This window comes from Photobacterium obscurum (assembly GCF_026191635.1).
Lineage (GTDB): Bacteria > Pseudomonadota > Gammaproteobacteria > Enterobacterales > Vibrionaceae > Photobacterium > Photobacterium obscurum.
On the sequence record NZ_JAKRRW010000003.1, the window covers coordinates 339,497 to 353,149 of the forward strand.

Annotated in this window: 13 protein-coding genes; 8 read left to right on the forward strand and 5 right to left on the reverse strand. The window is 49.1% G+C overall.

The window, feature by feature from the left end; all coding sequences use genetic code 11:
- The first annotated feature begins 267 nt into the window (after positions 1-267).
- Genes MD588_RS05695 through menE form a run of 5 tightly spaced genes read left to right on the forward strand, consistent with a single transcriptional unit; the run spans position 268 to position 6,494 of the window.
- Positions 268-1,584, forward strand: a complete 1,317-nt coding sequence (locus MD588_RS05695) for an isochorismate synthase (RefSeq protein WP_265696108.1) — start codon at positions 268-270, stop codon at positions 1,582-1,584.
- Positions 1,581-3,317, forward strand: coding sequence for a 2-succinyl-5-enolpyruvyl-6-hydroxy-3-cyclohexene-1-carboxylic-acid synthase (menD, locus tag MD588_RS05700; protein ID WP_265695983.1), 1,737 nt, complete (start codon positions 1,581-1,583; stop codon positions 3,315-3,317). The genes MD588_RS05695 and menD overlap by 4 nt, the downstream gene beginning before the upstream one ends.
- The gene (menH, locus tag MD588_RS05705) at positions 3,301-4,089 is read left to right on the forward strand and encodes a 2-succinyl-6-hydroxy-2,4-cyclohexadiene-1-carboxylate synthase (protein WP_265695984.1); all 789 of its coding nucleotides are present in this window, start codon (positions 3,301-3,303) and stop codon (positions 4,087-4,089) included. Before menD ends, menH begins: the two co-directional genes overlap by 17 nt.
- A gap of 36 nt (positions 4,090-4,125) precedes the next feature.
- Positions 4,126-5,100 (forward strand): o-succinylbenzoate synthase, encoded by a 975-nt coding sequence (gene menC / locus MD588_RS05710; RefSeq protein ID WP_265695986.1) that lies wholly within the window; start codon positions 4,126-4,128, stop codon positions 5,098-5,100.
- The gene (gene menE, locus MD588_RS05715) at positions 5,088-6,494 is read left to right on the forward strand and encodes an o-succinylbenzoate--CoA ligase (RefSeq protein ID WP_265695987.1); all 1,407 of its coding nucleotides are present in this window, start codon (positions 5,088-5,090) and stop codon (positions 6,492-6,494) included. Before menC ends, menE begins: the two co-directional genes overlap by 13 nt.
- Positions 6,495-6,726: 232 nt before the next feature.
- Here the strand turns inward: menE and MD588_RS05720 are convergent, their stop codons facing one another.
- From MD588_RS05720 to MD588_RS05730, 3 genes are all read right to left on the reverse strand, one after another.
- Positions 6,727-8,601 (reverse strand): MFS transporter, encoded by a 1,875-nt coding sequence (locus MD588_RS05720; protein ID WP_265695989.1) that lies wholly within the window; start codon positions 8,599-8,601, stop codon positions 6,727-6,729.
- Positions 8,602-8,613: 12 nt separating this feature from the next.
- A complete protein-coding gene (locus MD588_RS05725; RefSeq protein ID WP_265695991.1) occupies positions 8,614-9,210 on the reverse strand; it encodes a TetR/AcrR family transcriptional regulator in 597 nt (198 codons plus the stop codon).
- Between the two features lie 285 nt (positions 9,211-9,495).
- A complete protein-coding gene (locus MD588_RS05730; RefSeq protein ID WP_265695992.1) occupies positions 9,496-9,894 on the reverse strand; it encodes a TM2 domain-containing protein in 399 nt (132 codons plus the stop codon).
- 250 nt (positions 9,895-10,144) lie between these two features.
- Between MD588_RS05730 and MD588_RS05735 the strand changes: the two genes are divergently transcribed.
- Positions 10,145-11,017, forward strand: a complete 873-nt coding sequence (locus tag MD588_RS05735; protein ID WP_265695993.1) for a Tim44 domain-containing protein — start codon at positions 10,145-10,147, stop codon at positions 11,015-11,017.
- 191 nt (positions 11,018-11,208) lie between these two features.
- Positions 11,209-11,454 carry a TIGR02647 family protein gene (locus tag MD588_RS05740; protein WP_265695994.1) on the forward strand — a complete coding sequence of 82 codons (246 nt, stop codon included), beginning with the start codon at positions 11,209-11,211 and terminating at the stop codon, positions 11,452-11,454.
- A gap of 27 nt (positions 11,455-11,481) precedes the next feature.
- Here the strand turns inward: MD588_RS05740 and MD588_RS05745 are convergent, their stop codons facing one another.
- Positions 11,482-11,730 carry a YkgJ family cysteine cluster protein gene (locus MD588_RS05745; protein WP_265695995.1) on the reverse strand — a complete coding sequence of 83 codons (249 nt, stop codon included), beginning with the start codon at positions 11,728-11,730 and terminating at the stop codon, positions 11,482-11,484.
- A gap of 230 nt (positions 11,731-11,960) precedes the next feature.
- On the opposite strand from MD588_RS05745, the gene MD588_RS05750 reads away from it, so the two are divergent.
- Entirely contained in the window at positions 11,961-12,395 is a 435-nt protein-coding gene (locus MD588_RS05750) for a YcgN family cysteine cluster protein (RefSeq protein WP_265695996.1), read from the forward strand.
- 76 nt (positions 12,396-12,471) lie between these two features.
- Here the strand turns inward: MD588_RS05750 and dusC are convergent, their stop codons facing one another.
- A complete protein-coding gene (gene dusC, locus MD588_RS05755; RefSeq protein ID WP_265696109.1) occupies positions 12,472-13,422 on the reverse strand; it encodes a tRNA dihydrouridine(16) synthase DusC in 951 nt (316 codons plus the stop codon).
- Positions 13,423-13,653: the final 231 nt, after the last annotated feature.

Genomic DNA, 13,653 nt, shown 5'->3' on the forward strand with positions numbered 1-13,653 from the left:
GGGTTATCCTGTAAGTTAACTTGCCGGAGGGGCGGATTTGGCTCGTTATGCGACGAGCGAAGATTAGTAAATATGTTGAGATATGAAGATTCGTGTTGAGTCATTACTTTATTAGTCAGATCGCTATTAGTGAGGTAGAATGGCGGATTCATTATGTGGTTAATTCTTTAACTAACATGAAGGTCGAACTATGTGCCAAGTGATTGGCATATTTACAATCAGCCAGGGACGAGCCGCTATGGTGCTTTAGAGCTGAGTGAGGTTATCTTGACCGCGTTACAAACTGCAGTTGAGTCTTTAATTGAAAAAATTCAACAAGCTACAGAAACAACTCAACGATTGATGGTGAAGCTGGATTTGCCGGCCAACACCGACCTTATTGACTGGATGGAATCCCAACCGCTCTTTCCGAAATTCTACTGGCAGTCCAGGGATAGCCGTGAAGAGGTTGTGGCGCTAGGTCAGATTAAAACATTTACTGATCCGATGGCTGCTGAGAAAGTGCTATCGGACGAACAGCGGATTTGGGGCGGACGTTCTTTCGACGGCCGTACCAGCCGTAACCGCCGTTGCCTTTCTTCTTTTTTCTTTTTGCCACTTTTGGAAGTAATCCGAATTGATGGCTGTTGGCAACTGGCCGTTAACCTTTCTGCTGATGATAAGGAAAAGGTGCTACAGGCACTTTCCCAGATCACATCGACGACATCTGAAGTGGCGGAAATAAAAAGCAAGATCTTAGGGCGCTCTTATGCACCAGATTTTGCTGGCTGGTCATCGATGATCAGTAATGCACTGGATGCAATATCCCAGAAAGTATTTGAGAAAGTGGTACTGGCCCGTAAGACCACCTTGAAGCTTGATGTACCAGTTGCTCCGGCACAGCTGCTTAAAGCCAGCCGTAGCAGTAACATGAACAGCTTTCACTTCATGATGGCGCTGGACGCGAAGCATTGCTTTGTGGGTTCGACTCCGGAGCGGTTGTTCCTGCGTCATGAGCGGGATCTGCTGACGGAGGCCCTTGCCGGTACGATTGGCCGTGATGACGATCCGTCGGAAGATAACCGCTTGGCTCAGTGGTTGCTGGATGATAACAAAAACCGTTACGAGAACCGTCTGGTGGTGGACGATATTGTCAGTCGTCTGGTTCCGCGTTGTGAGTCGATGAATGTGGCTCAGACTCCTGAGCTGGTTCGCCTTCGTAAGGTACAGCATCTAAAACGCAGCATTGATGCTCAACTCAACGAGCAAGTATACAGTGCCGATTTGCTTGATAGCCTGCAGCCGACGGCGGCTATCGCCGGACTGCCGCGTGACAAGGCATTGGATTTTATTACCGAGCACGAGCCCTTTGCCCGTGGCTGGTATAGCGGTGCGGTGGGCTTCCTCAGCCGTCAGCGCAGTGAGTTCTGTGTGGCTATCCGTAGTGCGTTAATCATGGGTGAGGAGCTGCACCTCTTTGCCGGAGCCGGAATTGTGCCGGGCTCAACTGCCGATAGCGAGTGGAAAGAGCTGGATCGTAAAACCTCGACGCTGTGCAGCCTGTTGGGTTCAGAGGAACCGGAACTGGAGCGCAAGACGGCATGATGAAAGCGCTACCGGACACCTGTGTACAGCTGCAATACCGTGCAGCCCTGAACAAGCTTTGGGCTGGATTAATGTTAGAAGAGCTTGCTCGGCTTGGTGTAAAGCATGTTTGTATTGCGCCGGGTTCGAGGTCAACACCGTTGACTTTGGCGGCTGATGAAAATGAGAAGCTGACCCTGCATACCCACTTTGATGAGCGCGGGTTGGGTTTTTTGGCGCTGGGAATTGCCAAAGCTTCACAACAGCCTGTTGCTGTCGTGGTCACATCCGGTACTGCTGTTGCAAACTTATTGCCCGCTGTCGCCGAAGCCGGCCTGACCGGTGAAAAACTGGTACTGCTGACCTCCGATCGTCCCGTGGAACTGATTCAATGCGGAGCCAATCAGGCGATCCGTCAGCAGGGGATCTTTTCTGAGCATGTTACCGAATTTAACGATCTGCCTTCACCCTCGCTAGATATCTCGCCAAACTGGTTGCTCACGACAATTGATGCAGCCATGTCTCAGCAGTCAGTACGAGGCGGGGCCGTGCATTTTAACTGTCATTACCCCGAGCCTCTTTACGGTAGCGATGTAGACTTTTCTTCCTACCTAACTCCGCTGGAAAGCTGGCTGAATGACGGCCTGCCATATACTCGGCACCAGCAAGCTGGCTTTGGCCCTGTGATTATTGATACAGCTGCCTGGCAGTCAATGACTGAACACAAGGGAATTATTATTGCCGGACGAATGGAGCCAAGTGAGCTACCTGCAGTGCAAGCTCTGGCGATGAAGCTCGGCTGGCCTTTGCTGGTGGATCCTCAGGCCGGGGGAAGCAGCGATTGGGCAGGGTATGATGTCTGGCTCCAGAATCCGCATTGCCAGCAGCAGATTGAACAGGCTGAGGTGGTGTTGCAGTTTGGCGCCCGCCTGGTCTCAAAACGTTTACTACAGCTTATTGCTGATCATTGTTGGCAGCAGTACTGGTTAATTGATCCCTTGTCTGGTCGGCTTGACCCTTCTCACCGACGTAGCCTGCGTATTCAGGCTACAGTGAAAAGCTGGGCTGATGAAGCTTCTCGGCTGGTTAGCGCGTTTAACCATTATGGCTGGGCTGATAGCCTAAAACAGGCTTCTGCTACCTATTTCGAGCTGCTGGCGGCACGTGATAACAGTCTTAATGAAATGACGTTGGCGGCGAACCTGATGCAGTGGCTACCTCAAGGCAGCGAGCTATTTTTGGGCAATAGCCTGATAGTCCGCCTGTTGGACATGTGCGGTAAGCTGCCTCAAACCGCGACATTTGCTAACCGCGGTGCATCGGGTATTGATGGCCTGATTGCCACGGCTGCCGGGGTACAAAAAGCCCGCAAGGCTCCTTTACTTTGCCTGCTGGGTGACACCTCGTTGCTTTATGATCTCAACTCCTTGGCCTTGCTAAAAACTATCACTGAGCCGGTGGTGGTGTTGGTGACCAATAACGATGGCGGGGCGATCTTTGACTTGTTACCGGTTCCGGAACAGCAGAAAGAATCTCTCTATCGCATGCCTCATGGCTTGGAGTTCCGCCACGCGGCAGCGATGTTTGGTCTGGATTATCAATGCCCGCAAACACTGGCAGAGGCTGAGCAGGCCTGTCGTCTGGGACTGCAGCACAATGGGGCGACATTGATTGAAGTCAAAACGCCTTCCGGCCAGAGCGGTGAGCTGCTGAAAGCTCTTTTTGCCGAGGTGAAAAATGCCACTTTACTCTGAAACTTATGGTCATCGCCTATCTGCTGGCGATGAACGACCGGTCTTGGTTTTCTTGCATGGCTTGCTGGGCTCCGGGCGTGACTGGCGTCAGGTGGTGAACGAGTTATCACCGTCTTATCTCTGCCTGACGATTGATTTGCCCGGGCATGGTCATAGCAACCTACTGACACCTTCTGGGTTCGAAGACGTTAACCAGCAAATTGTGCAGACGTTAAACCATCGTAATATTCGCCACTATGTGTTGGTTGGCTATTCTATGGGGGCTCGTCTGGCAATGTACCATGCCTGTTTTCCCTGCTCTGAAAGTCAAGCAAAGCTGGTCGGGCTGGTATTGGAAGGTGGGCATTTTGGACTGCCTGCCAAAGAGCGTGATTCTCGCTTAGCCAATGATGAGGAATGGGCAAAGCGCTTTGACTCTGAATCGCTAGAGCTGGTTTTGGCTGATTGGTATCTGCAACCGGTTTTTTCGTCACTAAATCATGACCAAAGACAAAGTTTGATCCAGAAACGCAGTGATAACCTTGGTTCTGGTATAGCACGTATGCTACTGGCTACATCGCTGGCCAAGCAACCTGAACTGAAGTCGAAGGTTGAGCAACTACCGTTTCCCGTTTGTTACGTATGCGGAGAAAACGATAACAAATTCAAATGTCTGGCTGAAAAAACAGGATTAGATCTTACCGTAATTCCGACAGCGGGACATAACGTTCATGTTGAACTGCCTCATGAGTTCAGCATGGCGGTCTCTCATTTTTTAGATAGATTGGAATAGGGCGTTCCAACGTAACTCTTAAGGCGAACATCGAATATGCGTAGCGCAAAATTGTATCAGTACCAGTTACCAATGGACTCAGGCGTGATCCTACGTAATCAGCGTTTGATCACTCGTGAAGGCTGGATTGTTGAATTACGTAGCGGTGATGCGGTGGGCTTTGGTGAAATTGCACCTTTGCCGGAATTTAGCCAGGAAACAGCAGAGCAGGCCGGTGAGCAAGCTCAACAGTTGTTAGATTCTTGGGTACAAGGTGATGAATGGGATCTGTCTTCTGCCCTTCCTTCCGTTGCCTTTGGCTTGAGTATGGCCGAGCTTGAGCTGGCGGGAGAACTACCGGCAGAAGGTAACTATCAGGTTGCACCGCTATGTTCGGGTGATCCGGATGACTTGGTCATCGCACTTAGCAAGATGCCGGGCGAGAAGATTGCCAAGATCAAAGTCGGCATGTACGAAGCAGTGCGTGACGGTATGGTGGCCAACATGTTTATCGAGGCGATCCCGGAAATTCGCCTTCGTCTTGATGCCAACCGTAACTGGACGCCGCTGAAAGCCCAGCAGTTTGCCAAGTATGTGAAGCCTGAACACCGGGCAGGGATCGCGTTCCTAGAAGAGCCGTGTAAAACACCGGCTGACAGTCTGGCTTTTGCCCAGGAGACAGGTATCAATATCGCGTGGGATGAAACCGTGCGTGATGAAGGCTTCGAGGTAAAGGCAGAACCTGGTGTGGTTGCTATCGTGATCAAGCCATCACTGATCGGGTCGGTACAGCGCTGTGCAGAGCTTGTTCAGCAAGCACACAAGGCTGGGCTGACTGCCGTGATTAGTTCTAGCATGGAGTCGAGCCTAGGCTTGAACCAGCTGGCTCGCTTTGCCGCTTGGCAAACACCTGCGGTGATCCCTGGCCTCGATACCATGCAGCTGTTTAAAGCTCAGCTTGAAACACCGTGGCCGGATTGTGAGCTGCCAGTGACTTCATTGGCTGATCTCGAGGTGGTATGGCAGAAGTAACGTCATACTTTGCCACATGGCCCTGGCAACATTGGGCAACAGAGCGGCCGTCAGCGGCCGCTTTGTGTTTTGGTGAGCAAACATTTAGCTGGGCGGAAGTTGCATTACGGGTTGATGAATATGCTCAGGGCTTAGTCGAGCAGGGAGTGAAGCGTGATCAGCTGATTGCTGTGGTTTCTACCAACTCGATTCAGGTTCTGTGGCTGATCCTCGCTACGCTGCGTGTTGGTGCCCGCTATGTTGGATTAAACCCGCGTAGCAGCCAGTCGGAACTGGATCAGCAACTAGAACAGCTTCAATGTGATTTTATTTGGTATCCTGCGAAGACTGCCTTTTCACTTGAACAATACACCCGGTTGCAACTGCTGCCTTCTGAGCAGAATCGCCTGGTGCCGGTGACTTGGCAACCGACACGCCCAGCGACTCTGACTTTGACATCTGGCTCGACAGGGCAGCCGAAAGCTGTGGTTCATTCTGCCCAAAGCCAGCTGGCGAGTGCTGCTGGACTACTGGAGTGGATGGACTTTGATGAGCAAGATAGCTGGTTGCTCTCCTTGCCGTTATTTCATATCTCGGGGTTAGCGATAGTCTGGCGTTGGCTGTATCGCGGTGCCAAGTTGGTCGTTGCTGGAGCTGCACAGCTTGACGGAGCACTGGCTAAGGTCACCCATGCCTCACTGGTCCCGACTCAGCTGCAGCGGCTGTTGGAGACTCGGGAGAAAGCACAAGCCCCCTCGTTGACACTGAAGCAGGTATTGCTTGGTGGTGCGGTGATCCCCGTTAGCCTGACCAAGCAGGCTGAAGCGGCTGGTATTCACTGTTGGTGCGGCTATGGTATGACAGAGATGGGGTCAACGGTAACAGCCAAGCGAGCAGATGCCAGTGCTGGCGTCGGCGCAGTATTGCCTAACCGGGAACTGACATTGAAAGACGGTGAGATCCTGGTAAGAGGTAAAACACTGTGCATCGGTTACTACCGTAACAAGACTATCTTCCCAGTGGCTGAGGATGAGTGGTTTGCAACCAAAGATTTAGGCTGCTGGCATGACGAGGAGCTGCATATTCTGGGGCGTGCCGATAACATGTTTATCTCAGGTGGCGAGAATATCCAGCCTGAAGAGATAGAGAAGGTGTTGCTAGCCCATTCCGACGTCAAACAGGCTTTTGTTCTGCCTGTCGATGATATCGAGTTTGGTCAGCGCCCGGTAGCGATAGTGGAAACCCAGCAAGCACTCGATAACGTTTTGCGTGAGGAGCTCCACAGCTATATGGAATCACGGGTTACTGGATTTCGCCGGCCGGTTGCCTACTATGTTTTGCCGGAAGCATTAGCTGCTGGTGGGATTAAAGTTTCACGAAAGCGACTGGCGGAGTGGCTTAAAAGAAGGGAGTGAGATCCTGGAGCCTAATACTTAGAGAAAGAATGGACATCAAAAACTGACCCTAGGTTCTAGGAAGAGCTGGTTCTAGGAATAGCAAGAGCTTAATTTTGTTGCAAGGTTTGGTGAACCTGTCTGCAGGACCCAAGACCCAGGATGGGACACCTATAAATATAAAAGCGAGAGCCACTGTCTCTCGCTTTTTGCTTTTCACAGGAACCAGGATCTAGGTTCTAGCCCTCCGCTCTTACCGGTTTTCTCCCCGCAATGCCATCACTTCTTCGCGTAGTTTCTCGCTACTGGCTTCTTTGGCATGGATCGGGCTACCGGCCACGATATTCACTTTAGACCAGAAACGCTTGGGAATTTTGAGTAAGGCGCGACCACCTTCACGGCTGAAGTAACTGCCCCATAAACCTTGCAACGCAACCGGGATCACCGGTACGGACGAACGTTTGATGATGAGATCGATGCCGCGCATAAACGGTCCGATTTCACCGTTGTGGGTGAGCTGTCCCTCCGGGAAGACACAAACGAGATCACCTTGCTCCAGGTAGCCGTTTACCTTTACAAAGGCTTTAAGGATTGATTTTCGGTCTGTCGCATCAATCGGGATCACTTTGCAGGCTTTGCAGAAGGATTTGATAAAGGGGATATTATAGATATCCCTGTCCATCAGAAAGCGAATAGGGCGCGGACATGCACCGGCCAGCAGCAGAGCATCCATATAGCTGACATGATTGCAGACAATCAATGCGCCGCCTGAGGTCGGAATATTGGTCAAGTCCTTATGGCGAACCCGATACATGGTATGGCTGACCAACCAGACAACAAATCGCCAGAAAAAATCGGGTACCTGGATGTAGATATACAGTACAACAACAAAATTAAGCAGCGAGAGGAACAGGAAGAACTGTGGAATCGATAGCTCTAACACGGCCAGAAAGATAATTGCCGTAACAGCGCTGGCTACCATGAAAATAGCATTCCAAATATTGTTCGCAGCAATAATCTGAGCCCGCTCTTCTTCTTTGGCTCGATGCTGCATCATGGCATAGAGAGGGACGATAAAGATCCCTCCCGATACACCTAGCATCGTCAGTGATACGAAGACCCGAAATAGCTCAGGGTGTGAGACAAATCCAATGATTGATTGGGTTGCCGGAATAATATCCGGTGTGGCGAACATGAGATCAGCCCCGAACACGGTGATCCCCAAACTGCCCAAGGGCACAATTCCTGGCTCTATACGGTGGCCGGACAAGCGGTCGCACAGCAGTGAGCCAATTGCAATACCAATAGAAAACAGCGTCAGCAAGAAAGAAACAGCTGCCGCATCGCCACCGAGGTGTAACTTGGCAAAGTTAGGAAACTGAGTGAGGTAACAGGCACCGAGGAACCAGAACCAGCTGATCCCTAACACACATTGAAAAACTGTTCTGTCACGTCGTGCAATCGACAGGGTATGCCGGGTCTGTCGTACCGGCCGCCATTTAAACGCAATATTGGGATTGCTTGGTTTTGCTTCCGGGATCCAGCGTGAACTTAAATAGCCGATCATTGCAAAACAAACGACACTGACGGCGGCAATGACTGTTGCATTCGACTGGTTGGCTATTACGCCAGCCAGTAAGGTTCCCAGTAAAATGGCAAGAAAGGTACCGGTTTCAACTAAGGCATTGCCTGATACGAGCTCCTCTTTTTTCAGATGCTGCGGCAGCAAGGCGTACTTGGCCGGGCCAAAGAAAGCAGATTGAGTCCCCATTAGGAACAACAGGACAAGCAGTGCCAAATAGCTTTCCGTGACAAAGGCCACAGCAGCTAACGACATAATGATGATCTCAGCCATTTTGACCACTCGCATGATCAGTGCTTTGTCATATTTGTCTGCCAGTACACCAGCTGAGGCTGAAAACAGGAAAAAAGGTAAAATGAAGAGGCCAGCAGCAAGGTTAATGATCAGATCTGAGTCAACGGGTAAGGTTCCGGGGGCGGCAAATGCGATAAGAATGAGCAGTACATTCTTATACACATTGTCATTAAAAGCCCCAAAAGCCTGGGTAAGAAAATAGGGTAAAAAACGCTGTTTAGTTAACAGACGGGATTGGGGCTTGGCTGTCATTATTCTCTCCGCTTAAGCACGCCAAGCGTTGAGATAAGTATTGATAAGGTTATCGATCAGTGCCTTGCCATCAACCGGTGTCGAGGTGAATAGCTTGTCATCCACAGTTAGCAGCGTGATCCCATGTACACCTGCCCACAATACACGGCTTGCTTCCAGGATCTCTTCATCCGATTTCTGCGGTGTGATTTGGCGGATCAGGGTTTCCAGCATACCTGTCATGCTGTCGATACGCTCTGATTGCCACTCAGGGAGCTCTTCACCCTGCATTGTGTGTTGGAAAATTAGTTGCCAGCGGTGTGGGTGCTGGGATGCAAAATCCAAGTAGCAGTATGCAAGCTTGCGAAGCGCATCTTCCGGAGAAGATACATCTTGCATTTGTGCTTCTGCCTCAGCAAATAGCTCATCCAAAGTCTGGGCTACGGCGTGTAACAAAAGTAAGTTATAGTTACCGAATACATTTACCAGCGTGCTTGGGACATAGCCAATCATAGCCGCGACTTTGCGTAAGCTCAGCTCATGGTGTGGGTGTTCATCGAGAAAGTTTTTGACCTGCTCCAGTGTCATACTTACCAACTCTTCACGAGTATGGTCATTTCGTCTTGCCATCGAATTTTACTCTTAATCGAAGATAGTCTTACTTAGCTAATTGTAATATGGATATCCACCGAGAGGTGGTTGCAAAGTAAGCATAGTGCTCTGACGGTATCCATCTAGTCAGAATATTATAGAACGATGTTCGATATTTTAGTTGTTCTGCCTCTAAATGGTCAAGCAGAAAGAAGGGTATGCCTGCTGTTAGTGAGTTTGTTGTGACTTAAATCATACATTCTTAATACATTTTCAGCGAGATTTAAGTCAAAATACTGCATAAAATCCATGCCTTGACCGGACTTATCCTCTGCGGTTTTCTGCATTACGTATTGATACCTGATCATTTAACGTCCAGAAATCGACCAAGATACCGATGAGGAAAAAGCCAAACGTACAGAGGTAGAGAATACCGGTCAGCCACTTTCCCATGTACATGCGGTGAACACCAAAGACACCAAGGAAAGTCAGTAATAACCAGGCTACCGTATAGTCAGTGTCGCCACTTTGGAAACGAATATCGGCCTCGCGATCCATCGACGGGATCAGGAATAAATCAATTAACCAGCCAATGCCGCAAAGCCCTAAGGTTAAAAACCAGATGGTACCGGTAACTGGCTTGCCATAGTAAAAGCGGTGGGCGCCGGTAAAGCCAAAAATCCACAGTAAATAACCAATTAGTTTGCTGTGCGTATCTTGCATAATGTTTCCTGTTGTTCACTTTGGGATTTATTTTGACACTCATTTTACTAATTAGTGCAGTAATACCAAATAGATAATAATGGCTTAAGGCATTTATTGCTGTGCGGAATAATAATTCTATGAACGATAACTCGACACCTGAGATAGAGTTGCTAAATATTAGTAACAATTTGCTCTTGCTGTTTAGTTGACATTCAGTCGTAGGCAGTTAGGATGCTGAAGCATATATTTGGCAAAGGTATTCACATTAATGAAACGCTTCTTCACGATATTTGCTTTGATCTTGACGGTGTCTTTTATGACTCCGCACGCCGAAGCAAAGAAATTTGGCGGTGGTAAGTCGTTTGGTAAAAGCTTTAAAACGGCACCGGTAAAACAACAGCCAAAACAGACTGATACTCTAAAACAACAAAATCCTACGGCAAATCAGGCCGGCAAGTCGAGCAAGAAAGGATTAATGGGCGGCTTACTGGGTGGTCTACTGGCGGGCGGCCTGCTAGCGGCTTTCTTTGGCGGGGCATTTGAGGGTATCCAGTTTATGGATATTCTGATCTTCGGCCTGATTGCATTTGTGATCTTCAAGCTGTTCAAGACGATGCGCGGTGCGAAAGGTACCCCGATGGGTCACCGAGATGCCTATGCCGGTAACTCACCACATCAGTCACAGCAACAGTATCGCCAGGCAGCGCCTGAAATGAACACAGCATCTGCGCAGCAAGGCTATGCATCTACTGATAGCGATGTACCATTTAATCTGCCTCCTGGCTTTAACATGAACGCTTTCCTAAACGGTGCACGTGATCACTATCGTGTTATTCAAGGCGCGTGGAATCATAATGAGCTGGAGAAGATTCGTGAATACGTGAGTCCTGCTCTGATGGCAGATCTGGCGGCAGAGCGTGCAAAACTTGACGGTGAGCAGCATACCGAAGTGATGTATGTTGACGCCGAACTGGTGCGTGCGGACTATGATGCGAGTACTGCGCAACTAAGTATTAAGTTCTCGGGCCGTTATAAAGATCGTAATGAAGGTGTTGAAGAAGATATTACTGATATTTGGCATCTGGAACGTGACCTACGTGCTCCAAATGCGCCTTGGCTGATTGTTGGTATTCAAGCTTAATATTTGAACAATAAGCAAAAAATTAAATTTAGCCGCTCTTAGGAGCGGCTTTTTAGTATCTGCTAATATGCATTTTTTTGAAGCACGTCTCTTTTTCCATCAAGTGATTGCAACGGATATGATCTCATCACCTACTTTTATTGTATCCAGCCGCTAGTATTAAGGCAGGCCAAAGAAATAAAGAGGTGACTATGCCATATACAGCTGAACTAGTTAATGAAATGAACTTGCTGGTTAAATTTCCAATGCACAGCGATATGGAAGGAATTAAGGTACGAAGCGATGCTGCGCCTGAGCTGGTGGAAGCGGCAAAACGTTTGTACGCAAAGGGGTTGGTAACAAGTGAAGATGGAGGTTACCTGACTTACTCTGGTCACCAGGCGGTCGAGCATGCCAAGTCAGTGTTACGTATCCTGACGGGTAAAGTAGCCGTTTAACTTAATTTCATCGGAAAGCATGGCTGCTTAGGTCATGCTTTCTAATTCAGTAATATTATCGATTGCCTGCTTGGAGGTTGTGCCGCACAGATCTGGGCAAGCTTTAAACTGAAGGCAGACGGCTGGACGCTCGGGTTTACCAAATAATTTGCATAGGTTGTCGTCGTTAAGCTGAATACAACGAACCCCTGCCGGCTTACCCTTCGACATTCCCGGAATTGAAGAAGAGATACTTGGTGCAATGCAGCAAGCCCCACAGCCTAATCGACACTCCATAACTTACCTATACTTTATTCATCACGCGAAAACGGGTGCGAAAGTTACCATTCAACGGTCATTGGATCAAAATTAATTACCCAAATAGGCTGTAAATAGTAATGACTATTATTACAGTGCTTTCTGATGCGAGATCCAGATGAAATGCTTGCACTTTACCTGCGAGGCGGCTATAAAACCGCCTTCTTAGCCATAAGGGTTAAGATAGTGTCACAGATAAGGCTGGGTATATGGTACGTTTTTGGCAAGAAAAAGACTTAAAGGCAATGACAGATCAAGAGTGGGAGTCACTCTGTGATGGCTGCGGAAAGTGCTGCCTGCATAAATTGATCGACGATGACACCGATGAGATCTACTACACCAATGTTGCCTGTAGCCTGCTGGATAATACAACCTGTTCGTGTAAAGACTACCCTAACAGGTTTGAATCAGGCGAAGAATGCCTGAAGCTAACACGTGACCGTATTGATGAGTTTGTCTGGTTGCCTGAAACGTGTGCCTATCGTTTGGTAGCTGAAGGCAAAGATCTACCGGAGTGGCACCCACTGCTGACGGGCTCGAAAGAGGCGATGCATAAAGCAGATGAATCCGTACGGGATAAAATCGTTTACGAGATCGACGTGATTGACTGGGAAGATCACATCCTGAATCATCCCAATCGATAATACAGCTGTTATTGTATGGACAGATAAACAAAGCCCCAGCCGATGCTGGGGTTTTGGCTATTTGGGTAATGAACTATTAAGCAGCTCTGTGTCGGTGGGCCGTTTGCAGCACCTCAACAATTGGCGCTGCTTTATTGAGGCGGCGAATATCAGCAAATAGCTCTTTGGCTTCCGGGTATTCATGACGCAGGTAGGCAAACCACTGTTTGACCCGGTTTGGATAGTACAGGCCTTTGTCCCCTTTGATTTCATACTGGGAGTAGCGCAGTAGTAACGCTAATACCTCCTCCCAGTTCATGTGCGCCTCGTTACGTTTAACAACATTGCACAGGTTAGGCAGATTCAGTGCGCCGCGGCAAACCATCAAGGCATCGACCTGCGTTGTATTAAGGCAATCTTGGCCATCCTGGTAGTTCCAAACCTCGCCATTGGCAATGATAGGGATTGATGTTTTTTCCTTGATCTGGCGGATATAGTCCCACTTGATGGTTTCTGCCTTGTAGCCATCGACTTTGGTACGGGCATGGATCGCGATTTCATCACCGCCAGCCTGGACGACGGCATCGGCAATTTCAAAGCAGCGCTCTGGATCATCCCAACCTAGACGAACTTTGGCTGTGACCGGCTTTCTCGGATCCGTTGCTTCGCGTACGGCTTTGACAATTCGGTACATCAACTCCGGCTCCTGGAGCAGAACAGCGCCACCTCGGCTTTTGTTAACTGCTTTTGCCGGGCAGCCAAAGTTGATATCAACGCCTGCCGATCCCAGGTGAACGGCGCGGTAGGCATTTTCAGCAAGCCAGTTTGGGTCCTGTCCCAATAGCTGAACCCGTACCGGTGTACCTGAGGCTGTTTTGCCCCCTTGGCGTAGTTCCGGGCATAGGCGATAGAAGACGCTACTAGGCAATAGCTGATCGATGACGCGCACGAACTCGGTGACGCAAAGATCATAATCATTGATTTCGGTAAGCATTTCTCGCATCAGATGATCGAGGACACCTTCCATCGGGCCTAATATTACTCGCATCGCTTTTGGCATCAGCTTTCTCGCACTGCACTATTGTCTATGTAAGGGGCGAGATTTTAGTGCGGAATGGCGAGATTGTCATCTAATACCAAACTGAATAATTATCTGGTCTATCAGCGAGATTGAAAAGGCTCAGATACAAGGCGCTTGATTGTAGGTGTATTCATATCCATCAAAATCAAGTAACACGGTAGCTGAGCCTTTGCAACTCGCCCTTTGGGAGCATGCCAG

Excerpts from the sequence above, each read along its gene's own strand:
- menD (WP_265695983.1), top strand. The coding sequence starts at position 1,581 with ATGATGAAAGCGCTACCGGACACCTGTGTACAGCTGCAATACCGTGCA.
- menH (WP_265695984.1), top strand. The coding sequence starts at position 3,301 with ATGCCACTTTACTCTGAAACTTATGGTCATCGCCTATCTGCTGGCGAT.
- menC (WP_265695986.1), top strand. The coding sequence starts at position 4,126 with ATGCGTAGCGCAAAATTGTATCAGTACCAGTTACCAATGGACTCAGGC.
- menE (WP_265695987.1), top strand. The coding sequence starts at position 5,088 with ATGGCAGAAGTAACGTCATACTTTGCCACATGGCCCTGGCAACATTGG.
- MD588_RS05720 (WP_265695989.1), bottom strand. The coding sequence starts at position 8,601 with ATGACAGCCAAGCCCCAATCCCGTCTGTTAACTAAACAGCGTTTTTTA.
- MD588_RS05725 (WP_265695991.1), bottom strand. The coding sequence starts at position 9,210 with ATGGCAAGACGAAATGACCATACTCGTGAAGAGTTGGTAAGTATGACA.
- MD588_RS05730 (WP_265695992.1), bottom strand. The coding sequence starts at position 9,894 with ATGCAAGATACGCACAGCAAACTAATTGGTTATTTACTGTGGATTTTT.
- MD588_RS05735 (WP_265695993.1), top strand. The coding sequence starts at position 10,145 with ATGAAACGCTTCTTCACGATATTTGCTTTGATCTTGACGGTGTCTTTT.
- MD588_RS05740 (WP_265695994.1), top strand. The coding sequence starts at position 11,209 with ATGCCATATACAGCTGAACTAGTTAATGAAATGAACTTGCTGGTTAAA.
- MD588_RS05745 (WP_265695995.1), bottom strand. The coding sequence starts at position 11,730 with ATGGAGTGTCGATTAGGCTGTGGGGCTTGCTGCATTGCACCAAGTATC.
- MD588_RS05750 (WP_265695996.1), top strand. The coding sequence starts at position 11,961 with ATGGTACGTTTTTGGCAAGAAAAAGACTTAAAGGCAATGACAGATCAA.
- dusC (WP_265696109.1), bottom strand. The coding sequence starts at position 13,422 with ATGCGAGTAATATTAGGCCCGATGGAAGGTGTCCTCGATCATCTGATG.